This window comes from Streptomyces sp. NPDC086989, assembly GCF_044745505.1.
Lineage (GTDB): Bacteria > Actinomycetota > Actinomycetes > Streptomycetales > Streptomycetaceae > Streptomyces.
Window position 1 is genome coordinate 169914 of sequence record NZ_JBIVAL010000005.1, and the last position, 21815, is coordinate 191728.

The following is a 21815-nucleotide window of genomic DNA, read 5'->3' on the forward strand; positions in this document are numbered from 1 at the left end:
CCCTAGGCACCTATCTGACCTATGCCAGTTTCGGCCAGATAGCCCACTTTGGACCCCGGTGGCCCACGGGCCGCCGGAGCGCTCAGAGATGGGCCTCCAGGAACTCCCGGAGCTCCGCGCGGCTCATCGCACCGGCGTGGCTCGCCACGGCGGCGCCCTCCTTCACGAGGACCACGGTGGGCGCGCCGGTCACATCGAAACGCCTGGTCGGCCCGGGACAGCGGGTCATGTCGGTGCGGACGGCCGTCAGCCGCGAGCCGTACTCCTCCGCCGCCTCGGCCACGAGTGCGTCCATCGCCCGGCAGGGCTCCAGGGCCTTGGGCCACGTCCCGATGAAGTAGGCGAGAACCGGCCCCTCGGCCATCCCGAGGATGAAGTCGAACTCCTGGTTCTCCAGTGGCTGGTGTACCCGACGTGCCATGGGCGGTGCTCCTGCTTCGTGTACCGGGTGGTCCGTACCGATCCCTCTGATCCGTACGCGGCCCCCCATCATCGCCGCCGGCACCGCAGCCCCCGAATCCCCGGCCGGCCCGGGTGTCCCCGCTCCCGCTCCCGCGGCGGCCTCGTGCAGCAGCGGCCGGCCCGGGGCGACGCCCTCGCGCGGTACGCAGGGCAGGAGGCCTCCGCCCTGTTCGCCGGGCCGCCCGGGCCGCGCCGGGGGAGTGCGTCGGGCAGCGCCTCCTCGGAGGCTGGGGCGGCCGGGCCTGCCCGTCGGGGCTGCCCCTGCGGCGGGGGCCGTTGCCAGTCAGTGGCAGAGCCACGACCACCGGGACCCGCTACGAGTATCAATGTCAGTGGCGGCTGTGAAGCTGGGGGGTATGGACGACAGGATGCTCCGGCGCCGGGTCTACGGCGCCGACCACGACGACCCCGATCCCGGCCCGCGCCCCGGCCACGTCTACGGCGAACTCGTGGGCGGCCCGCTGGACGGACTCCTCCTGGACATCACGGGCTGGAGCCCGCGCCGGCTCGCCGAAGAGGCCCGGCTCCCCACCGAGATAGGCCGCTACGGATCCGGGGGCCGCGCCCACTACCGCCGCCGGGCGGCTGAACCGGACCGCTGGGACTGGTCCGGCGACAGCCGGTGACCGGGGTGGCGGAGCGTCAGCCGGCGGCGCCCCGGCTCACGTTCCGGGCCCACAGGACCAGCGGCACCTGAAGCGGCAGCCGGGCGAGCGTCACGGCCCGGGTGGCGGGGGAGCGGCGGCGCGCGTCGACGGCCATCTTCACGTTCGCGGGGAACACCCCGACGAAGAACGCCGCCGCGGCCAGCGCCGCCACCCGGCGGGTCCGCGGATGCGCGACACCCGCGGCGAGCGCCAGCTCGGCCGCGCCGCTCGCGTACGTCCACTGCCGGGCGGTGCCGGGCAGCGCGCTCGGGACGGTCGCGTCGAACTGTTCCGGTATCAGCGCGTGCGCCACGCCGGCGCCGGCCAGCAGGCCGGCGAGCAGCAAGGGGGAGGAAGGGGTGCGCGGCATCGGGGACGTCCTCTCGCAGGGGCAGGGGCCCGCGATCCTACTCCCGGGTAGCGGATCCTCGGGAGGGTCCGGGTGTCGCTGCGGACCGGCGACCCGGCGGTCCGGAAGATTCTTCGAAGAATTTCCCGGGGAGCTGTCGATCCGGCCGTCTCCCGTTCGACGCAGGGGTGAGAGGCGGGGACAGCCCCCGCCCGTCCGACCGAGGAGTCACCGTGCCGCGCTTCCTTTCCATGATCCGTATCGACGAGCAGAGCCTTCCCGCCGACACCGAGTTCCCGCCGGAGTTCGGGCAGCGCATGGGAGCCCTGCTGGAGGAGATCACCAAGGCCGGGGTGATGCTCGACACCGCCGGGCTGCTCCCCACCGCCGAGGGGACCCGCGTGACCTGGTCCGGCGGCAAGCTGAGCTACACCGACGGGCCCTTCACCGAGACCAAGGAGGTCGTCGGCGGCTACGCCATCCTCCAGGCCAAGGACAAGGCCGAGGCGCTGGAGTGGACCAAGCGGTTCCTGGAGATCCACCCCGTGGAGTGGACCGTCGGCGCCGAGCTGCGCCAGATCGACGAGGGCTGACCGCGCCGTATTTGCCCTGCCTCGTCACGGCTGCTCTGATGGGTGGCCGTGACGGCAGTGAGTACGGCCCAGGCGGTCGAAACGGTGTTCCGGATCGAATCGGCGCGGATCATCGCCGCCGTCGCGCGCATCGTGCGCGACGTCGGCATCGCCGAGGAGATCGCACAGGACGCGCTGGTCGCCGCCCTGGAGCAGTGGCCGCAGTCGGGTGTGCCCGACAGGCCGGGCGCCTGGCTCACGGCCACCGCCAAACACCGCGCGATCGACCTCGTCCGCCGCAGGGAGACGTACGCCCGCAAGCTCGCCGAGGTCGGCCGGACCCTGGAGGACGTGCCCGCACCCGCCGAACCGGCCGCCCCGGACGACATCGACGACGACCTGCTGCGGCTGATCTTCACTGCCTGCCACCCCGTGCTGGCCACCGAGGCCCGGATCGCGCTGACCCTGCGCCTGATGGGCGGGCTGACCACCCAGGAGATCGCCCGCGCCTTCCTCACCTCGGAACCGACCGTGGCCCAGCGCATCGTCCGGGCGAAACGGGCCCTGGCCAAGGCGGGCGTCCCCTTCGAAGTGCCGTACGGCGCCGACCGCGAACAGCGGCTCGCCTCCGTCCTGGAGGTCATCTACCTGATCTTCAACGAGGGGTACTCGGCGACCGCCGGCGACGACCTCGTCCGCCCCGCCCTGTGCGAGGACGCCCTGCGCCTCGCCCGGGTACTGGCCGCCCTGATGCCCGAAGAGCCGGAAGTGCACGGGCTGGCCGCGCTGCTGGAGTTCCAGGCCTCCCGGATCTCCGCCCGCACCGGACCCGACGGCGAACCGGTGCTGCTCGCCGACCAGAACCGGTCCAGGTGGAACCGGATGCTGATCCGCCGCGGCGCCCTGGCCATGCAGCACGCCGGAAGCGGCCCCTACTCCGTACAGGCCGCGATCGCGGGCTGCCACGCGGAGGCCGTCCGCTACGAGGACACGGACTGGGCGACGATCGCCACCCTCTACGGGCGGCTCGTCGAGCTGGTCCCCTCACCGGTCGTGGAGCTCAACCGGGCGGTCGCCGTCTCGATGGCCGAGGGCCCCCGGGCGGCGCTCCCGCTCGTCGACGCCCTGGCCGCGGAACCGGCCCTGCGCACCTACCACCTGCTGCCGAGCGTCCGGGGCGACCTGCTGGAGCGGCTGGGCCGCGGGGAGGAGGCACGGGCGGAATTCGAACGCGCCGCCGCGCTCACGCACAACGCGCGGGAACGGGTCCTGCTCCTCGGGCGTGCCGCCCGCGCCTGAGCACGGGCGGCCGGCGTCGTCAGCTGCGGCGGGCGTACGGGGCGGTGTCGAGCGGCGCCCCGAGGGGGCGGCGCGGCGCGGCGAGCGCGACCGGGCGGCGCAGCGAGCCGTGCCGGGCGATCTCCCGGACCGTCTGCCGCAGCGCCTCCTGGAAGTCGGCCATGGTGCGGCGCGCCGCGGGCGTGTCCACGTAGATCGAGTTCATGTGCAGTCCGTCGGCGTCCCGCTGGAACCACGAGCAGGCGCCGTTGGCGCGCGCCGACCACACGTGCGAGGTCGGCCGCCAGTCCTCGTGCCGCTCGGCGCCCGGGCACTTGCGGATGTCGATGTACGAGAAGAAGTTGACCGGGTACGGCCAGGAACGCGCGGCGAACTCGACGGGCGCCAGCAGCTGCCAGGCCCGCACGAACGGCACGTCGATGTGGTCCATCATCTCGCCGAAACCGGCCCGGACCGCCGCCATGACCTGGGCGAAGTCCCGGCCGGGCGAGGCGTCGAACTCGATCGGCATGGTGTTGACGAACCAGCCCACCGAGTTCGCCCAGCCGGCCCGGCCGCGCTCGCTGACCGGCATGAACCCCCGGTACACGCCGGGCCCCCCGGCCTCGCGCAGACAGACCGCGACGGCCGCCAGCACCCCCATGAACGGCTTGCCCTCCACCGCCCGGCAGGCCTTCTCGAACACCTCGGCCTCGGCGGCGTCCAGCAGCGGCGAGGCCTCGTTGACGATCGGGTACATCCGGTCCGGCTCCACACCGAGTTCGAGCGGGAACCGGGGGAAGAACTCGCCCCCGCCCCGCGCCATGAACGCCTTCCAGTAGCCGAGGCGCGCGTCGTCGGCGTCGATGGAGAGGTAGCGCCGGCGCTGCTCCTCGGCGAAGTCAAGGTAGCTCGGCGCGGCCGGCAGATCGATGTCCTCGCCGCGCCGCAGGGCCTCGTACGCGCTCTGCACCTCGTGGACCACGATCGGCATCGACAGGCCGTCGCACACGATGTGGTCGAAGGCCAGGTAGACGGTCGAGGAGTCCTCGCGCAGCACGGCGCCCATGGTGAACAGCGGCCAGGACAGCGTGTCGATGCTGCGCTTGAACCGGTCGACGAGGAAGCCGCGCAGGGCCTCGGAGGAGTCGAACGCCGCCACGGGGACGGCGTCGAGGGCGAGTTCGGCGGCATCGATCGGCTCGCACGCCAACTCGCCCGCCAGACGCCGGAACTCGCACCGCAGCACCTCGTGCCGGCGTACGAAGGCCAGCAGGGCCCGGGTCAGAGCCCGCTCGTCCAGCGTGCCCGCGACCTCGAAGGTCACCGCGATCCAGGACGCGACGGGGTCGTCGGCGCCGCGGCTCTCCTCCGCCACGGTGAAGTGCTTGTCCTGGTTGAACGAAGCCCTCCTGCCCGCCGCATCACCCGTGCCGTCGGTGTCCGCCGCCGCGGCGGCCGTGGACCGCAGCCGCCATTCGACGACCCGTCCCGGTGCCATGTCGTGCGTCTCCAGAGGAAACTGCCGCATTCCGTCATCCCTTCGCCCCCCGAGTCAACCCCGAGGCCCTAACGACACCCGCCCCACGGAAGTGACGCCCACCAGGTCGTCCACCAGGTCGTGGCAGCGCGCGGGCCGCGGCGGCGCCCGCGTCAGACGGGGTCCTCCGCGGAGTCGGGGCGCACCTCGATGTGGTCCGCGGCCAGGTCCACCGCCACGCGGTGCTCCATGCCCAGCGCCTGGAGGAACTTGTACGGGAGCTGCACGCGGCCGGTCCGGTCCAGCATCACGTACTCGCGCTCGCTCACCGACTCCGCGCCGTGCTCGTCCGTCACCGTGCGGCGCAGCACCTCGCTGCTGGTGCGTCCGTCGCGGATCGCGACCGTGCGGCGGACCTCGCCCGCGACGAGCGGGTCGTGGGTCACGATGACCACGGTGGCGCCGAGCTCCCGGTTGACGGTGCGGAAGGCCTCGAAGATCGCCGCTCCCGTCTCGGAGTCGAGCTCACCGGTGGGCTCGTCGGCGAGCAGGACGGCGGGGTCGTTGGCCATGGCCACGGCGATGGCCACCCGCTGCTGCTGCCCGCCGGAGAGTTCCGCGGGACGCCGGTCCGCGAGATCGCCGATCTCCAGGGCCTCCAGGAGACGGGTGACCTGCGCCGCCCTGCGGTCGGCCGTGCCGCGCCCGCGCCGCCCCCGCAACTGCATCGGCAGGGCGATGTTCTGCGCCGCGGTCAGGAAGGGCAGCAGGTTGCGCGCGGTCTGCTGCCAGACGAAGCCCACCGCCTCGCGCCGGTAGCGCAGCCGGTCCCTGGCCGACATCGTCAGCAGGTCGTAGCCCTCGACGGTGGCCGAACCGGCCGTGGGCACGTCCAGTCCCGCCAGGACGTTGAGGAGGGTGGACTTGCCGCTGCCGGAAGCGCCGACCAGGGCGACCAGGTCACCGCGCTGCACCGTCAGCTCCAGGCCCTGCAGGGCCTGCACCTCGACCCCGTCCGCACTGAAGATGCGGACCAGGCGGTCGCAGACGATGGCGGTGTCCGCCCGCTCGATGAGCGGACCGGAGGCGGCCAGGGCCTGCCGCCGCAGCTCCTCGTACGTCGGCTGGTCGCTGTTCAACGCTGGTCTCCCGCTCTCAACTCGGTGGTGATCTGGCGCCGTCCGGATATCGCCGCCTCGGCGAGCACCGCCAGGGTGACGAGGACGGCCAGCCCCAGCGCCTGGGCCAGCACGGGCAGCGCCGTCAGGCGGAGCCCCGTGGGCACCGTCGAGCCGACCAGGGCGGACAGGTCCATGGCCGGCCCCAGCAGGGCGACGGCCGCGGCCGCGACGAGTGCCCCGCCGAGGGTGGCGGCCAGCGCCTGCGGCAGTGCCTCCGTCAGGATCAGCCGGAAGCCGTCCCGGGGCCGCAGTCCCATCGTGCGCAGGCGCGCGAGCAGCGCGGCGCGTTCGGGCGCCGCCCGTACCAGCGTCAGCAGGACGGCCAGCAGGGCGAAGCCCGCGGCCCCGGCCACGGACGCCCAGAACAGCCGGCCCGCCGAACGCTGGAGCGGGTCGCTGCCCAGCTCGGCGGCGGTGGCGGCGCTGGTGCGGACGGTGAACTGCCCGGCGGCCGCCGCCGGGGCGGTGGCCCGGACGGTCTCCCGCAGCCGGGCCCCGTCGACCTCGCCGGTCGCGAACCACCGGTCGGGCTTCCCGGTCCGCGGCACCAGGGCGGTGGTGGGTCCGGCGGGCAGGACGACCAGGGCACCGCCGGTTCCGCCCCTGGCCGGGGTCCCCTCGACCACGCCGACCGAGCCGATGCGCAGTTCGTCCCCGCCGCTGAGGCTCAGCCGGTAGGTTCCGCCCGACGCCACCTTGGCGAGGCCACTGCTGAACAGCGCGGGCAGCGGGGCGTCGGCGGAGGCGGGGGCACCGGCGGCACCGCCGCCCGCGGCGCCCGAGAGCAGGGCCGCGTCGAACGGCCCGCGCCCCACGGTCCGGGCGAGTTCCGCGTACGCCGCGGGCTCCGCGACGATCACCGTGACCTGGGTGGAGCCCTGGTCGGTGCCGAACACGAACGCCTGGTCGTCCGTCCACACCCCGACCGACGTGCGGACGCCCGGCAGGGCGGCGGCGGCCCGCACCATCTCCGGGGGCAGAACGCCCCCGTACGGAGCCGAGATCTGGACGTCGCCGCCGACGGTGAGGCGGGCCACCCGCAGCCGGCCGGCGTCCACCGCGTCGAGCACCGTGGACCCGAACCCGCCCGTGGTGACGGCCAGCAGCAGGGCGATCAGCGGCAGCACCGAGGGGCGGGCCCGGCCGCCGGTACCCCGAGCGGCGCGCGCCAGACCGAGGAAGCCGACCAGGCCGGGCCGCCGCCCCGCCATCCGGGCCAGAGCCCCCACCAGGACCGGCTGGAGCCGGGCCAGGACCAGCCCCCCGCACAGGGCGAGCAGCAGCGGGGCGGCGACCAGCAGCGGGTCCAGGCCCTCACCGGCGGGCGCGACCCCGCGGCTGCGGACCTCGAAGACGGCCGCGGCGGTGGCTGCGACGACCAGCAGTTCGGCGACCAGCCGGCGCCGCGGGGCCGGCCCGCGGCGCCGGGCGGACAGCAGCGCGGCGGCCCGTACCGGGAAGGCCAGCAGCGCCAGCAGGGTGACGGCGCCGGCCGCGAGCAGGGTGGCGGTCCACCGGGGGGTCGGCAGCAGCCAGGTCGCGAGTCCGGTCGCCAGCACGGCGGCGGGCAGGACGGTCACGGCGCCCTCGCCGAGCAGCCGCCCGACGATGCCGCCCGGCGAGCCGCCGCGGGCCAGCAGCAGCCGCAGCTCCGACTCCCGCCGGTCGGCGGTGAGGGCGGCGGCCAGGCAGAACACCACGGCGGCCACCCCGGCGACGCCCGCCGGGCCGATCGCGGCGAGCGGCGCGGCCGCCTGCTGCCGGGCCTGTGCCCGCTTGAACAGCTCCGGCAGCCGCGAGGTGACGCGCAGGTCGCCGCGCAGGGTGGCGCGCCGCAGACCGGAGGTGGTCGGGCCGCTCACGTACGCGGCGATCTCGGCGGCGACCTCGGGCAGCCGGTCGGCGCGCAGCCGGCCCGTGTCCACCGGGAGCCGCCAGAAGTCCTCGGCGCCCTCGCCCCACTCACCGATCCGGCCGAGTGCGTCGGGTCCGACGAGGGCGGCGGTCTGCCAGAACCGCAGCGGCGGAATCCCGGGGGTGTTCTTCTGACAGGCACGGGTGAGGCAGGGGAGCCCGGTCCAGTAGACGTCGGCTTCGTCGGTGGCCCGGTAGAGGCCGACCACCTCGGCGCTGATCGGCGTGGAGAAGCCGCCCGCGAACGTCTCCAGGACCGTGCCGATCCGCACGCCCAGCGTCTGTGCGGCCTGCTGGGACAGCGCGACGGGAACGGGCCCCTCCCGGCTGCCGCCGCCGGGCCAGCGCCCGGCCACCAGCTCGGTGTGCGCACCGGCCTCCCGCAGGTACAGCAGGTCCAGCTTGGGCGGAACGCCGTCGGGGTTCGGCAGTTCGGGATTGGCGAGGTCGCGCGCCTTGACGGCCTGGGAGCCGTGGACCGGCCCCGCGGGGGCGACGGCGAAACCGCCGCCGGTCCGGGCGACCAGCGCGTCCCGTACGGAGTCCAGCTCGTCGACGGACTCCTTGCCGTACCGCGCCTCGGAGGTGGCGAGCAGACTCGTCGAGGCGGCCCCCCGGTCGTCCAGGAACGAACGCAGCGCCTGATCGGCACCCCGGTCCACGGCGCGTGGCAGGGCGGCCGCCAGCAGTACGGCGACGAAGGCGAGTGCCGCGGCGAGCACGGCACTCGACGGCGCCGACCGCAGCCGGGTCCGCACCCACGGCGCCGACCGGCCCCCGGCTCCCCGGCCGTCGCCGGTCGCGGCCGCGGACGTGTGGTCCGGCGGGCCGTCCGGTGTCTGTGCGGGCCTGGTCACATCTCCTCCACGTGCCGCAGCCGGGCGGCCGCGTTCGAGACGTTGCGGTCGCGGCGGCCGCCGAGCACCGCCGACAGCAGCGGTACCGCGGCGACGACGGCGGTCAGCAGCAGCGTCGTGCCGCCGGGCAGGTCGACCAGCACCTGCGGCACGGGGCGGCGCGCGGCGGGCGTCAGCACCACCAGCGGCACCACCAGGTGGACGATCGCCGCACCGAGCCCGACCCCGACGGCGCTGCCGAGTCCCACCAGCAGGCAGCTCTCCGCGGCCGCCGTCCGCGCCAGGCTCCGCCGGGACGCCCCGAGCGCCAGCAGGACCGCCGACTCGCGGGCCCGCTCCCGGGCGCCCGCCGCGGCGGAGGCCGCGAAGCCGATCGCCGCCAGTACCGCGCAGGCCGCGGCGAGGGCGGCGAGCGCGCTCTGCGGGCCCGCGCTCAGCGGGTCGTCCAGCAGTCCGGCGGCGACCTCCTCGCGCAGCCGTACCTGCTGCACCCCGGCGCCGGCCCGCAGTTCGGCGGCGGCACGGGCGGGCGCAGTGTCGGCGGCGGACTTCGCGGGCAGCCACCACTCCGTCGGCGCGGGCAGTTCCCGTACGCCGCCCGCGGCCAGCAGGCGTCCCACGGCGTCCAGATCGACGGCGAGCGCGGTGTCCCCGGCGACGGGCAGCGAGCCGACCGCGGCCGTGATGCGCACCGGCACCGACACGCCGGCCAGCGGGACGGGAACCAGGTCGCCGACGGCCGCACCCACCCCCGCGAGATAGGTACGGGTGGCGACGCCCGCCACCTCGGCGACGGTCCGGGCGCCCGGCGGTGCCAGCGTCAACTGGACTCCGCCCGCGGCCCTGTGACCGCCCCGGTAGCGCAGCCGCACCAGCTCGAAGCCGTCCTGCGCGCCCGGCAGCAGTTCCGCGGCGGGGGAGCCGCCGGTGAGCGCGGGCGCGGTCAGCGTCCAGCCGCCCGGGACGCCCGCGCCGTCCGCGGCGGAGGCCGGGACCGCGGCGGCCGGGACGGCCACGGGTTCGGCCCGGCCGCCCGGCGCCTGCGCGACGGCCAGCCGGCGTACGGTCAGCTCGCCGCCGGCGTCGGGCGGCTCGGGCACGCTGAAGTCCGAGGAGCCGTACTCGCCCGGCACGTACGACACCGCGAGCCCGGCGAGGGTCAGCGGGGCCGCGGCCGAACCGAGCGGCGCGCCGGTCAGCCCGCCGAGGTCCACCGAGACGGTCGTCGCACCGCCCGTGGGCAGCTGGGCCATCGGCGCCCGGTAGGTCAGCCCGAACCGGTCGCGCAGCAGCAGCCCGAGCGCGGTGTGGCCGTTGTCGCCGCCGGAGGCCCGCAGCTCCACGTCGAGGTCGATGCGCTGCGGCCGCCCGGGCAGGGCGATGCCGGCGGCCGGGGCGGCGGGCGGCAGGGACAGCGGCGCGAACAGCTCCCGCATCCCGCGCCCGTCGCGCAGGTCGGCCCGCAGCGGCACCCGTTCGCCCACCGCGGCCGCATCCAGCGCGAGTACCTGCGCGATCCGGCCGCCCGGCAGCTCCTGGGGTTTGCGGATCACCGGGATCACCGCTTCGCCGCCGGGCAGCGCCGCGTACCGGCCGCCCTGGCCCATCGCGGGCAGGTCGCTGCCGGAGATCCGCAGCCCCCCGGCGGTCGCGAACTCGGCCTGGTCGCGCTGGGAAGCGGACCAGGCCGTGTGCTGGCCCAGGGCCAGGACCCCGCTGGAGACGGCGAGTACGAGCAGCAGTACGGGCCCGGTGGCCCGCCCGGGCCGGCGGGCGAGCTGCCAGCCCACGAGCGCGGGGCCCAGCCCGCGGCCCCGCGCGGCGATCCGTCCGCCCAGCCGCGCCGCGAACGGCAGCAGCCGCAGCACCAGGAGGGTGCCCGCGCACAGGGCCAGCGTCGGCGCGGCCACCAGCACCGGATCCACGCCGAGCCGCCCGCCGGGAGCCGGCGTACCTGCGGTCGGTCCGTCCTCGCCGTGCTGGGCCAGCTGCTGGTAGGCGAGGCCGGCCAGCGCCAGCAGTGCCAGGTCGGCGCCCGAGCGGGCGGCCCCGGCGACCAGCGCCTGACGGCGGCCGGTGCGGCGCAGGGCGGCGGCCGCGGCGCCGCGCAGTACGGCGGGCAGCGCGGCCAGCAGCACGCAGGCCAGGGCGCAGCCGGCCGCGACCGGCCACAGCAGCCAGGTCCCGGTGGTGCCCAACGGGACCCGGGCGAGCGGCCCGAACCCGCCGAGCAGGCGCAGCAGCGGCGGGGTGAGCAGGGGAGCCAGGACGGCAGCCGGCAGGGCGAGGAGCAGCGACTCGGCCGCGCTCAGCACGCCGAGGCGGCGGCGGGAGGCGCCGCGGGCGGTGAGCAGGACGCGCTCGCCCTCCTGACGTTCCGTCAGGAGGTGGGCCACGAGCAGCAGGGCGGCCGCGGCCAGCACGGCGAGCTGCAGCGCGCCGATGAGCAGGGTCGACCGGGCGACCAGCTGCGCGGACGCCAGTTCGCCGAGGAACTCCGGCAGTTCGGTCCTGGCCTGGAGGGACCTGGTGCGCTTCAGCGCCTCGGCGGCCGCGGGCGTACGGTCGCGGACGGCGTCCGTGTCGGAGCCGTGGGCGCCGGAGAAGTCCGGGGTGAGGAGCGAGCCGCGGTTGTTCTGCACCAGGCCGCCCGCGGTGAAGGCCGTGTCGTCCACGAGCAGCGGGCCGTACGTGGTGAAACTGCCGACCTGGAGCTCCCGGCCGCCGAGCGGGTCGAGCCGCCAGTAGGGCGCGTCGGGATCGGCCGCCCGGTACACGCCGGTGACCAGCACGGTCAGCGGGGCGCCGCCGTACCGGTCGTCGAGCCGGACCTCGGCGGGCAGGGCCTGCGCGCTCAGCCCGAGCCGGGCCAGCGCCGCCCGCGGCACGGCCACCGGCAGCCGGCCGCCGGGAGCGCCCACCGGCTGCGGCCACTGCCCGGCGAGCAGCCGTACGTGCCGCCGGTCGAAGGCGGCGAGCAGGGTCAGGTCGGCGTCCTTGCCCGGGGCGTGTGCCCCCGGCAGCCCGAACGAACGGCTGCGCGCCACGCTCTCGACGGCGACGGGCAGCCGGCCGAACAGCCCGTCGGCGAAGGCGCGTACGGCCTCGTCGTCCGTGCCGCGGTCGGGCGCGGCGTGCTCGCCGGTGACGAGGACGGTCGTCCGGATCCGGTCGGGGCCCTGGAGCGCCTGACGCAGCCCCGCCTCGCCCACGTCGCGGGTGAACGCGGACAGCGCGGTCAGCACCGTCGTGGTGATCAGTACGGTCAGCAGTACGGCGGCGGCGAGCGGCACTCGCCCGCGCAGCCGGCGCACGACGAAGCCGAGCATGTGCCGTGTTCCTCCCCCATCCGGACCGCTGGTACCGGATAGCGGACAATGCTGACAGATTCGAACGCGCCACGGAAGGGGCTTGCGCGAAGGGCGGGACGGATGAGCAGAATCGAAACGAAGCGATGGAGACGACCGGGGTGAGGGCGGCGCGTGCGAGCGACCGCAGCGGTGGTCGTCGGCCGATTCCAGGGGGAGCCACACCATGACGCAGGATCAGGACGCCACGGCGGCGACGCCCATGGTGGTGGTGGAAGACCTCCACCGCAGTTTCGGCAGCGGCAGGCGCGCCGTACACGCCCTGCGCGGAGTGTCGTTCGAGGTGGAAAGAGGAGTGCTCACCGCTCTCAAGGGCCGGTCCGGCTCGGGCAAGACCACCCTGCTCAACCTGGTCGGCGGACTGGACACCCCGAGCGACGGCACCGTCGTGCTCGACGGCACCGATCTCGCCGGGCTGGACGAGCACGGACTGCTCGCGCTGCGCCGCGACCGGATCGGTTTCGTCTTCCAGTCCTTCGGCCTCCTCCCCGTCCTCACCGCGGTCGAGAACGTCGGCGTCCCGATGCGGATGCGGGGAATACCGGCGAAGCAGCGCGAGGAACGCGCCCGCACCCTCCTCGCCCTGGTCGGCCTGGCCGAACACGCCGAGCAGCGCCCCGGCGAGCTCTCCGGCGGCCAGCAGCAGCGGGTCGCCGTGGCCCGCGCGCTGGCCAACGAACCGGCCCTGATCATCGCCGACGAGCCCACCGGCCAGCTCGACTCCGAGACGGGCCACTCGATCATGCAGCTCCTGCGTGCGGTGGTCCGCAGCGAGGGGGTCACCGTCCTGGTGGCCACCCACGATCCGGCGTTGATCGAACTCGCCGACCGGGTGGTGGAGTTGCGCGACGGCCGCATCCACGCCGAGGCCCCGGACGCGCCCCCGCCCGGTGAGCCCCTCGTCACCCCGTGAGCAGTCCGGCCATCACGCCGACGGGCAGCGCGGGGTTGGCGGCCGCCGCCCGGGCCACCTCGGGGTCGGTGTCCCCGAGCAGCCCGACGAGGACCTGAACGGGCAGCGCCGGGTGTCCGGCCGCCCGTGGCCGGGCCCTCGGATCGGCGAGGCAGGGCAGGAGCGCCCCGGCGGTCGCGTTGCGGTGGCCGGCGATCGCGCGCAGCGCCCGTCGCACCGGCGGATCGTGGCGGGCCAGTTCCTCCAGCAGTCCCGGCGGGGCATCCGGGTTGGCCGCTACCCGTGCCATGACCGGTACGCCGTGCAGCGCGACCATGGCGCGCAGCCGCTGCCCGGTCAGGCCGGGATGCGGGGCGACGGCCTTGGCCACCGGGGCATCCGGATCGGCGGCGAGGGCATCGCGCAACTCCGGGGGAAGGTCGTGCCGTTCCGCGACGAGCATCCGCAGGCGGGGGGCCGGCGCCCCGGCCGCCTCCCTGAGCTCGGCCGGCTCGGCGGCGGCGATCCTCGGCAGCAGCGTCGGGCCGATCCGGGTCGCCGCCGCCAGCTGCGCCAGCACGTCGAACGGCACGCGCGGGTGCCGGGCGAGGCTGCGCGCCGTCCCGTCCTCACAGCCTCCGGCGGCCAGTGCGCGGATCAGGGGTTCGCCGATCGCGGGATTCCCGGCCGCTTCCTCGCGGACCGCCGGCACCGGGTCGGCGGCGAGCCGCGCGTACAACTCCTGCGTCAGGTCGGACCGTTCGGCCAGCGCCCAGCGGATCAGCATCGAAGGATGGACGGCGAGGGAGGCCGCGGCAGCGGCAGGTGTCGCCGGGTTCCGCGCGGCCTGCTGCAGGATCTCGTGCACGGTGGACTCGTGCCCGCCCGCGCAGGCGGCGCCGCCGCGCAGCGTGCAGTCCGTCCGCGGGCAGTGCGGATCGTGCGCGAAGGGGATCTCCTCGCGGTCGCAGACCAGGCAGGAGCGGGCCGGTGCGAGCCCCTCGCCCGTGATCAGCGCGGCCAGCGCGGCCGCCGGCACCACCTCGTTGGACGCGGCGCCCCGGCGCACCTCGGCGTGCGGGTGGGCCGCCAGGCGCTCGGCGACCGATGGATCGGTCGTCCACAGGGCCAGCTCCGCCACCACCTCGACGTCCGGATCGGCGGCCAGCGTCTCCCGTACGTCCAGCGGCAGCCCGGGGCACGAGGCCAGCGCCCCGCGGATCCCCCGGTCCGGATGGGCCGCGAGCAGGCGCGCCCACTCGGGCGGTCCGGCGCCCTCGTCCAGCAGGGCCAGCGCCACCGAGGGGCGGGCCACCGGGTCCACGTCGGCGACGTCCAGCACACCCGCGCGGGCGAGCCGGACCGCGATGTGTTCGTCACGCGCGGCCAGCGCCGCCGCCCGGACCGGCCCGAGGTCCGGGCGCTCGCTCAGCGCGTCGGCGAGCTCCGCCTCCCCGTCCCGGTCCGCGACCGCACGCTCGACGAGCCGGTCCAGCAGATCGCCCGGCAGCGCGGGGTTGGCGGCGAGGCCGGACCGCAGGGGGCCGGTCATCGCTGCACCGTCCCCGTCCCCGTCCCCGTCAGCGCCGCGGTCAGGGCCCCGGCGTACGGGTGCGGGCGGCGCAGGCGCGGGGTGACCACCCCGATGTGCCGGGCGGGACGCGGAGGTTCGATCCGTACGACTGCGAGCGATGCCTCCGGGGCCAGCGACACGTCCGGGACCAGTGAGACGCCGACCCCCGCGGCGACCAGGGTCTGGGCGAAGAAGTAGTCGGTGGTGGAGGCCGCCACCCGCAGGTCGAAGCCGGCGAGGCCGGCGTACCGGTGCAGGAAGGCCTCCGTCTTGAGGCAGCCGAGCACCCAGCGCTCCTCGGCCAGTTCGGCGAGGCCGAGCGAGGCACGCCCGGCCAGCCGGTGCTCGCCCGGCAGGACCAGCCACAGCGGATCGTCGGTCAGCGGCGTCCAGTCGAGCCCGGCCCGCAGGGGCAGCGGCCCGTCGAAGTGGTAGGTCAGGGCGAGGTCGGCATGGCCGTCGCGCACCATCGGCACGGCCACCTCCGGTTCGGCCTCCCGTACGGTCAGCTCGACGTCGGGGTGTGCGGCCACGAACCGGGCCAGCGCCGGCGGCAGCAGCCGGCGGCCGCCGCTGGTGAACGTGGCGACCGTGAGCCGGGGCCGCTCCGCCGTCAGCCGGTCGATGGCCAGGCGGACCTGGTCCAGCTCGGCGGAGATGGTCTCCGCCGCCTCCACCAGCAGCCGCCCCGGCTCCGTCAGGGTGACCCCGCGGGTGCTGCGCACCGCCACCGGGTGGCCGAGGCTCCGCTCCAGCGAGGCGATGTGCTGCGAGACGGCCGAAGGGGTCAGCAGCAGGGCCCGCGCCGCCCGGTTGAAGCTGCCGTGCTCGGCGACGGCCCGCAGAATGCGCAGCCGCTGCACATCGATCATCGGTTTTCCTTCGTACCCGTTCAGCAGGTGATCGGTCCTGCCCGGGACGATACAGCCGCGCGCCCGAGCCCTCACCCGTCGCCCGTGCGGCGCTCCAACGGGGTGGCCACCGCGGAGTTGCTCACACTGAACGTGACGCTGCCGGCACGGTAGCGGTCGTCGCTCCACTCGATCGGGCGGCCGGTGGAGGTGGCCGAGACGTGCCGCTGGCGCAGCAGGGGGCTTCCGCGCCGGACCTCCAGCAGCCGGGCGTCCTCGCTCCCGGCCGCGAGGGCGTCGATGAGGTGCTCGCCGTAGTGGGCGACGATCCCGGACTCGTTCGCGAGGCCGTCCATCACGGACCGGACGTCCTCCGGCATGGCCTCGACCGCGGCCGCGGCCCAGTCCGCGTACGCGGTCCGCTCCACCATGGTCGGCTCCCCGTCCAGGAGCCGCAGCCGCAGGACGGCCAGGATCTCGGTGCCCGGCGCGAGCGCGAGCCGGTCCGCCTCCTCGGCCGTGGCCGGCCGGCGGGTCCGGGCCAGGAAACGGCTGGTGACCTCCTGGCCGAGCCCCTCGGCCCACTGGGCGAAGCTGTTCAGCTCCCCGAAGCTGTGCCGGCGCTCGTGGCGCAGGACGATCCTGCGGGCGCCCTGCCGTGACCCGATGAGGCCCTCGGCGGCGAGCGTGGCCACGGCCTGCCGGACGGTTCCCCGCGAGGCGGACCAGCGCGCGGCCAGATCGCTCTCCGAGGGCAGCTGGGCGCCCACGGCGTACTCACCGGAGAGGATCGCCGTGCGCAGTGCCTCGGCGATCTCCAGATACCGGACCGTGCCCATGCCGTGCCGCCCCCTTGCCGTCGCAGCCGTCGCAGCCGTCGCAGTCGCGCAGCCGTCACGGCTGCTCGTGTGTCCCGTCACCCTAGGCGCTGAAGATCATTGCACCGGTCTTGTCACGACTGCTTTCGGTCATTCTCGTCTCTTCGTCGAGTCGTGCCCCGCGGTCCAGTCCCCGTTCACCGTCCGTACAGCGGGGCCGGGCGAACTGGAGCCAACTTGTTCAGACAAGTCGACCCCCGTCAGGAACCCGTCTCCGGGAGAGACCGTGCTCAGTTCCTCCGCCCGCCGTGGTGCGGCCGTACTCCTCAGCGCCGCCGTCCTCACTACGCTCAGCGCGTGTGGCGCCGCTCCGGACCAGGCCGGCGGCACCGCCGCCGACGGCAAGTCCAAGAAGCAGCCCGGCGCCGCCACCTCGGTCGCCGACCTCGGCGGCATGGACGCCCTCGTCGCGGCCGCCCAGAAGGAAGGCCAGCTGAACGTCATCGCGCTGCCGCCGGACTGGGCGAACTACGGCGAGATCATCAAGGCGTTCGAGGCCAAGTACAAGGTCAAGGTCAGCAGCGAGAACCCGGACGCCTCCAGCTCCGACGAGATCGCCGCCGTGAAGTCCCGCAAGGGCCAAAAGCGCGCCCCCGACGTCATGGACCTCGGCATCGCCTTCGCGCGCAGCGGAGCCGACGAGAACCTCTTCGCCCCGTACAGGGTCGCCGCCTGGGACAAGATCCCCGCCGGCCAGAAGGACGCCGACGGCCGCTGGTACAACGACTACGGCGGCTACGTCTCCATCGGCTGCGACGCCGCCAAGATCCCCAACTGCCCCGCCACCTTCGCGGACCTGCTGAAGCCCGAGTACAAGGGCAAGGTCGCCCTCAACGGCAACCCGACCAAGTCCGGCTCCGCCTTCGGCGGCGTCTACGCGGCCGCCCTCGCCAACAAGGGCTCCTTCGCGGACATCCAGCCCGGCATCGACTTCTTCGGACAGCTGCGCAAGAGCGGCAACTTCATCCCCGTCGAGTCCACCCCGGCCACCGTAGAGAAGGGCGAGACGCCCATCTCCATCGACTGGGACTACCTGAACGCCGGCTACGCCGAGCAGTTCAAGGACAAGGGCGTCGACTGGAAGGTCGCCGTCCCCACCGACGGCGTCTACGCCCAGTACTACTCGCAGGCCATCAACAAGGAGGCCCCGAACCCGGCCGCCGCCCGCCTGTGGATGGAGTTCCTGTACAGCGCCGAGGGCCAGAACCTGTGGCTCAAGGGGCACGCCCGCCCGGTCCTGCTCCCCGTCATGACCCAGGACGGCACCGCCGACAAGGACGCCGCCGCCAAGCTCCCGCAGACCCAGGGCACCCCGGCCTTCCCCGCCTCCCCGGAGCTGGACAAGGCCAAGGCCACCCTCGCCGAGAAGTGGGACAAGGCCCTCTCCTGATGTCCCCCTCCACCCCCACCTCCCACCCGGAGGGGACCGCCGGCGGCAGCACCGGCCGCCGCCGGCGGCGCGGCCCGCGCACCTGGCTCGCCGCCCTCCCGCTCCTCGCCTTCACCGCGCTCTGCTTCGGCGTCCCGCTGGGCGCCATCGCCTTCGGCGCCGTCACACAGACCGACCCGGCGACCGGCGCCACCCGGCTGACCGGCGAGCACCTCGCGCGCTCGCTCCAGGGCCCCTACCTCGGCTCGCTCATCGGCAGCGTCCAGCTCTCCGCCCTCACCGCGACCGTGGGCGGCGTGCTCGGGGTCCTGATCGCCCAGGCCGTCGTCACCTCCCGGTCCCGGGCCCTGCGCAGTGCCACGCTGACCGCCTCCGGCGTCCTCGCCAACTTCGGCGGCGTCCCGCTCGCGTTCGCGTTCATCGCCACCCTCGGCATCTCCGGGGTCGTCACCCGGCTCGCCGATCTCACGGGCCTCGGCTGGAACCTGTACTCCTTCACCGGCCTCACCGTGGTCTACCTGTACTTCCTGATCCCGCTGATGGTCCTCGTGATCGCCCCGGCGCTGGACGGACTGCGTCCACAATGGCGCGAAGCCGCCCAGAACAACGGGGCCACCGGATGGCAGTTCTGGCGCCACGTCGGCCTGCCGGTCCTGACCCCCTCGCTGCTCGGCGGGTTCGTACTGCTCTTCGGCACCGCCTTCGCCGCGCACGCCACGGCTGCGGCCCTCGTCGGCGGCTCCGTACCGCTGGTCACGCTCAAGATCGCCGACGCGCTGTCCGGCAACGTGCTGACCGGACAGGAGAACGTGGCGCTCGCCCTCGGCCTCGACATGATCCTGATCGCCGGCCTCGTCATGGCGGTCTACCTGCCCCTCCAGCGACGGAGCGCCCGATGGCTGCGATGACCCCGACGCCCGCACCGACCGCCCCGGAGACCGGGGCGGCCGCGTCCGGCACCGCCCCGGCGGCCACGGCGGCCCCGACGCGCCGCCGCCCCCGTCCCCGGGTCTGGCGCGCAGCGGTACTCCTGCTCGCGGGCGCCTACTTCCTCGTCCCGCTCGTCGCCTCCTTCGTCTTCACCGTGCACGTGCCCGGTCAGGGCATCAGCTTCGAGGCGTACACGCAGCTGCTCTCCGCCGACGGGTTCACCGAGAGCCTGCTGCTCTCCCTCGGGCTGGCCGCCGCCACCATCGCGGCGTCGCTGCTGCTCGCCGTGCCCGCGCTGGTCGCCGTACGGCTCGGCTCGCCGCGGCTGCGGCCGGTCGTGGAGGTGATGTGCATGCTGCCGCTGGTGGTCCCGCCGATCGCGCTGGTCACCGGCATCACCACCGTGCTGCGCTGGGGCCCCGAGCACCTGTCGCGGACCCCGCTGTACCAGACCTTCCTGGCCGTCCAGAACGAGCAGTTCCCCGTCGTCCTGGTCCTCGCGTACACGGTGCTGGCCCTGCCCTTCGTCTACCGCTCGCTCGACGCCGGCCTGCGCGCCATCGACGTGCCGACGCTGGTCGAGGCCGCCCGCAGCTGCGGCGCGAGCTGGCCGTACGTGGTCCTGCGCGTGCTGCTGCCCAACCTGCGGGCCTCCCTCGCCGGCGCAGCCTTCCTCACCCTGGCCCTGGTCCTCGGCGAGTTCACCATCGCCTCACTGCTGGGCTTCAGGCCCTTCGCCGTGTGGATCGTCACGATCTCCGGAGCCCACGCCCGGATGTCGGTGGCCGTCTCCATCCTCAGCCTCCTCATCACGTGGCTGCTGCTGCTCGTCCTCTCGCGGGCCGGGACCAACCCCGCCACGGTGTCCTCCGCCCCCCGCACGTCCTCCACCTCCCGCAAGGAGTCCTGACCCACATGTCCACCACCCTTCCCGCGGCCAGGAAGCCCGAGCAGTCCGCGTCCCCCGCGGGCGCGCGCGTCGAATTCCGCGGCCTGCGGCGGGCGTTCGGCTCGACCGTCGCCCTCGACGGGCTCGACCTGACCATCGAGCCGGGCGAACTCGTCGCCCTGCTCGGCCCGTCGGGCTGCGGAAAGACCACCGCGCTGCGCGTGGTCGCGGGTTTCGAGCAGCCCGACTCCGGTGAGGTCCTGGTCGACGGCGAGGACATCACCCGCGTACCGGCCAACCGGCGCGACGCCGGGATGGTCTTCCAGTCGTACAGCCTCTTCCCCAACCTCAGTGCCCGCGACAACGTGGCCTTCGGCCTGCGCGTGCGCAAGGCCGGGGCCGCCGAGCGCCGCGAGCGCGCCGCCGAACTCCTCGACCTGGTCGGCCTCCCCGACCACGGCGACCGGTACCCGCACCAGATGTCCGGCGGCCAGCAGCAGCGCGTCGCCCTGGCCCGCGCCCTCGCACTGCGCCCCCGCGTCCTGCTGCTCGACGAGCCGCTGTCGGCGCTCGACGCCAAGGTCCGGGCCAGCCTGCGCGACGAGATCCGCCGGCTCCAGCTCTCCCTCGGCATCACCACCGTGTTCGTCACGCACGACCAGGAGGAGGCGCTGTCGATGGCCGACCGGGTCGCCGTCCTGAACGCCGGGCGCCTCGAACAGTGCGCCGCCCCCGCCGAACTGTACGACCGCCCCGCGACGCCCTTCGTCGCCGAGTTCGTCGGCACCATGAACCGGCTGCCCGGACAGCTCACCGACGCCGGCCTGGTGGAGGTGGCCGGCGTCCGGCTGCCCGTCGACGGCCCGGCGCCCACGGGGACGCGGGAGGTGGAGGTGCTGGTCCGGCCCGAGAACGTCACCGCGACCGCGGACGCCGCGGGCACGGCCACCGTGGTCTCCGCGTCCTTCTTCGGCGCGGTCACCCGGCTCCACCTCGAACTGCCCGGCGGCACCACCGTCAAGGCGGACCTGCCCTCGCGGGACGCCGGCGAACTGACGCCCGGTGCGCGCGCCGCCGTCGGCCTGGCCAAGCGCCCGGTCCTCGTCGTGGCCCGGTCCGCGTGAGCGCCCTCGCCGCCGTCCTGTTCGACATGGACGGCACCCTCGTCGACACCGAGGTGCTGTGGTGGCGGACCGCCGAGCGGATCGCGCAGGGCCTCGGCCACGAACTCACCGGCGCGGACGCGCCCGAGGTAGTCGGCCGCGCCGTCGAGGACACGGCCGCCCACCTGGTACGGGTCTGCGGAGGGGGAGACCCGTACGAGGTGGCGCGCGCCCTGACCGAGGACTTCTTCCGCCGGGTGGAGGCCGGGGCGCCGATGCGGCCCGGCGCCCAGCGGCTGCTGACCGCGCTGGAGACGGAGGGCGTCCCCTTCGCCCTGGTCAGCGCCTCGCCGCGGCTCGTCGTCGACTCCGTGGTCGGCGGCTCGCTGGCCCACGTCCCGTTCGCGTTCACCCTGTCCGCCGACGACACCGACCGGACCAAGCCGCACCCGGACCCCTACCGGACGGCCGCCGGGCGGATCGGCGCCGCGGTACGGGACTGCGTCGCGGTGGAGGACTCGCCCGACGGCGCGGCCTCCGCCGAGGCCGCCGGATGCGCGGTGCTGGTGGTCCCGTCACTGCTGGAGGTGCCCGCCTCGCCCGTACGCACCTTCGCGCCCTCCCTGGAGGACGTCACCCCGGAGCTGCTGCGGCGCTGCGTCGAGGCGGCCGCCGCCTCGGGGCTAGGTCGTCAGGAGGCCAGGCCGAGCAGCTCCACGACACCGTCCACGTAGGCGGCCGTCGGGCTGCCCGGAGCGGCGTCCGCCGCGCGGTGCAGCGAGGGCAGACAGGCCCGGACGAACGCCGCGCACTGCCCGTACAGCCCGGCCTCGTACGCGGACCCGTCGTCCTCGCTGCCCAGCAGGGACAGCACGGTCCACAACAGCGCCTCGCGGGTGGCCAGCCGCGGTGGGCCCGCCGACCAGACGGCCATCAGCACCCCGCACACCGCGGGGGCCGGCGGATGCAGGCGCCCGGAGAGGAAGGCGTGGCCCTCCAACGCCCGGAAGGCCGCCGGATGGCCCTCGGCCGCAGCCCACAGGGTGTCCACCAGATGCCCCGCGCCGCGGCCGCAGCCGCACGTCACGGTCTCCCAGTCGTGCCGGCCGATCTCCGCCCCCACCGCGTCCGGCACCAGCGGGCTGCTGCGCGGCTTGTCCGTCCCTCTCATGCGAGCAGTATGGGCATCGGCAACTGCCCT

General features: G+C 75.1%; 19 protein-coding genes. 9 read left to right on the forward strand and 10 right to left on the reverse strand.

Annotated features, from left to right (window positions below):
* Nucleotides 1–82: 82 nt before the first annotated feature.
* On the reverse strand, nt 83–421 hold the full coding sequence (locus ACIPK4_RS13570; protein WP_376200946.1) for a thioredoxin family protein: 339 nt from the start codon (nt 419–421) through the stop codon (nt 83–85).
* A gap of 397 nt (nt 422–818) precedes the next feature.
* Here ACIPK4_RS13570 and ACIPK4_RS13575 point away from each other — a divergent pair, with 397 nt between their 5' ends.
* Nucleotides 819–1088, forward strand: a complete 270-nt coding sequence (locus ACIPK4_RS13575) for a hypothetical protein (protein WP_054226415.1) — start codon at nt 819–821, stop codon at nt 1086–1088.
* Nucleotides 1089–1104: 16 nt separating this feature from the next.
* Here ACIPK4_RS13575 and ACIPK4_RS13580 read toward each other — a convergent pair whose 3' ends face one another.
* Nucleotides 1105–1479 (reverse strand): hypothetical protein, encoded by a 375-nt coding sequence (locus ACIPK4_RS13580; protein WP_054226416.1) that lies wholly within the window; start codon nt 1477–1479, stop codon nt 1105–1107.
* A 212-nt stretch (nt 1480–1691) separates the two neighbouring features.
* Here ACIPK4_RS13580 and ACIPK4_RS13585 point away from each other — a divergent pair, with 212 nt between their 5' ends.
* Nucleotides 1692–2051, forward strand: a complete 360-nt coding sequence (locus ACIPK4_RS13585) for a YciI family protein (protein ID WP_054226417.1) — start codon at nt 1692–1694, stop codon at nt 2049–2051.
* Nucleotides 2052–2108: 57 nt separating this feature from the next.
* Nucleotides 2109–3329 (forward strand): RNA polymerase sigma factor, encoded by a 1221-nt coding sequence (locus ACIPK4_RS13590; protein ID WP_402312944.1) that lies wholly within the window; start codon nt 2109–2111, stop codon nt 3327–3329.
* A 19-nt stretch (nt 3330–3348) separates the two neighbouring features.
* On the opposite strand, the gene ACIPK4_RS13595 is transcribed toward ACIPK4_RS13590, so the two are convergent.
* From ACIPK4_RS13595 to ACIPK4_RS13610, 4 genes are all read right to left on the reverse strand, one after another.
* Complete coding sequence (locus ACIPK4_RS13595) at nt 3349–4839, reverse strand: condensation domain-containing protein (protein ID WP_402312151.1); 1491 nt, start codon at nt 4837–4839, stop codon at nt 3349–3351.
* A 122-nt stretch (nt 4840–4961) separates the two neighbouring features.
* Nucleotides 4962–5927 carry an ABC transporter ATP-binding protein gene (locus tag ACIPK4_RS13600; RefSeq protein WP_402312154.1) on the reverse strand — a complete coding sequence of 322 codons (966 nt, stop codon included), beginning with the start codon at nt 5925–5927 and terminating at the stop codon, nt 4962–4964.
* A complete protein-coding gene (locus ACIPK4_RS13605; RefSeq protein WP_402312157.1) occupies nt 5924–8740 on the reverse strand; it encodes a hypothetical protein in 2817 nt (938 codons plus the stop codon). Before ACIPK4_RS13605 ends, ACIPK4_RS13600 begins: the two co-directional genes overlap by 4 nt.
* Nucleotides 8737–12069, reverse strand: a complete 3333-nt coding sequence (locus ACIPK4_RS13610; RefSeq protein WP_402312160.1) for an FtsX-like permease family protein — start codon at nt 12067–12069, stop codon at nt 8737–8739. The genes ACIPK4_RS13605 and ACIPK4_RS13610 overlap by 4 nt, the downstream gene beginning before the upstream one ends.
* A gap of 205 nt (nt 12070–12274) precedes the next feature.
* Between ACIPK4_RS13610 and ACIPK4_RS13615 the strand changes: the two genes are divergently transcribed.
* On the forward strand, nt 12275–13021 hold the full coding sequence (locus ACIPK4_RS13615; RefSeq protein ID WP_402312163.1) for an ABC transporter ATP-binding protein: 747 nt from the start codon (nt 12275–12277) through the stop codon (nt 13019–13021).
* Here the strand turns inward: ACIPK4_RS13615 and ACIPK4_RS13620 are convergent.
* The 3 genes from ACIPK4_RS13620 to ACIPK4_RS13630 all read right to left on the reverse strand — a co-directional run bounded on the left by ACIPK4_RS13620 (nt 13011) and on the right by ACIPK4_RS13630 (nt 16263).
* Nucleotides 13011–14552, reverse strand: coding sequence for a hypothetical protein (locus ACIPK4_RS13620; protein ID WP_402312165.1), 1542 nt, complete (start codon nt 14550–14552; stop codon nt 13011–13013). The two genes, ACIPK4_RS13615 and ACIPK4_RS13620, sit on opposite strands and share 11 nt — an antisense overlap.
* Nucleotides 14549–15445, reverse strand: a complete 897-nt coding sequence (locus ACIPK4_RS13625) for a LysR family transcriptional regulator (RefSeq protein ID WP_402312168.1) — start codon at nt 15443–15445, stop codon at nt 14549–14551. Before ACIPK4_RS13625 ends, ACIPK4_RS13620 begins: the two co-directional genes overlap by 4 nt.
* Before the next feature lie 71 nt (nt 15446–15516).
* Nucleotides 15517–16263 (reverse strand): GntR family transcriptional regulator, encoded by a 747-nt coding sequence (locus ACIPK4_RS13630; RefSeq protein WP_376200931.1) that lies wholly within the window; start codon nt 16261–16263, stop codon nt 15517–15519.
* A gap of 265 nt (nt 16264–16528) precedes the next feature.
* Between ACIPK4_RS13630 and ACIPK4_RS13635 the strand changes: the two genes are divergently transcribed.
* Genes ACIPK4_RS13635 through ACIPK4_RS13655 form a run of 5 tightly spaced genes read left to right on the forward strand, consistent with a single transcriptional unit; the run spans nt 16529 to nt 21348 of the window.
* On the forward strand, nt 16529–17692 hold the full coding sequence (locus ACIPK4_RS13635; protein ID WP_402312171.1) for an ABC transporter substrate-binding protein: 1164 nt from the start codon (nt 16529–16531) through the stop codon (nt 17690–17692).
* Nucleotides 17692–18600 (forward strand): ABC transporter permease, encoded by a 909-nt coding sequence (locus tag ACIPK4_RS13640; protein ID WP_402312173.1) that lies wholly within the window; start codon nt 17692–17694, stop codon nt 18598–18600. Before ACIPK4_RS13635 ends, ACIPK4_RS13640 begins: the two co-directional genes overlap by 1 nt.
* Nucleotides 18588–19532, forward strand: coding sequence for an ABC transporter permease (locus tag ACIPK4_RS13645; protein WP_402312176.1), 945 nt, complete (start codon nt 18588–18590; stop codon nt 19530–19532). Before ACIPK4_RS13640 ends, ACIPK4_RS13645 begins: the two co-directional genes overlap by 13 nt.
* A gap of 5 nt (nt 19533–19537) precedes the next feature.
* On the forward strand, nt 19538–20635 hold the full coding sequence (locus ACIPK4_RS13650) for an ABC transporter ATP-binding protein (RefSeq protein ID WP_402312178.1): 1098 nt from the start codon (nt 19538–19540) through the stop codon (nt 20633–20635).
* Nucleotides 20632–21348, forward strand: coding sequence for an HAD family hydrolase (locus ACIPK4_RS13655; RefSeq protein ID WP_402312181.1), 717 nt, complete (start codon nt 20632–20634; stop codon nt 21346–21348). Before ACIPK4_RS13650 ends, ACIPK4_RS13655 begins: the two co-directional genes overlap by 4 nt.
* Here ACIPK4_RS13655 and ACIPK4_RS13660 read toward each other — a convergent pair.
* A complete protein-coding gene (locus ACIPK4_RS13660; protein WP_402312184.1) occupies nt 21306–21785 on the reverse strand; it encodes a hypothetical protein in 480 nt (159 codons plus the stop codon). The genes ACIPK4_RS13655 and ACIPK4_RS13660 overlap by 43 nt on opposite strands.
* Between the last annotated feature and the right edge of the window lie 30 nt (nt 21786–21815).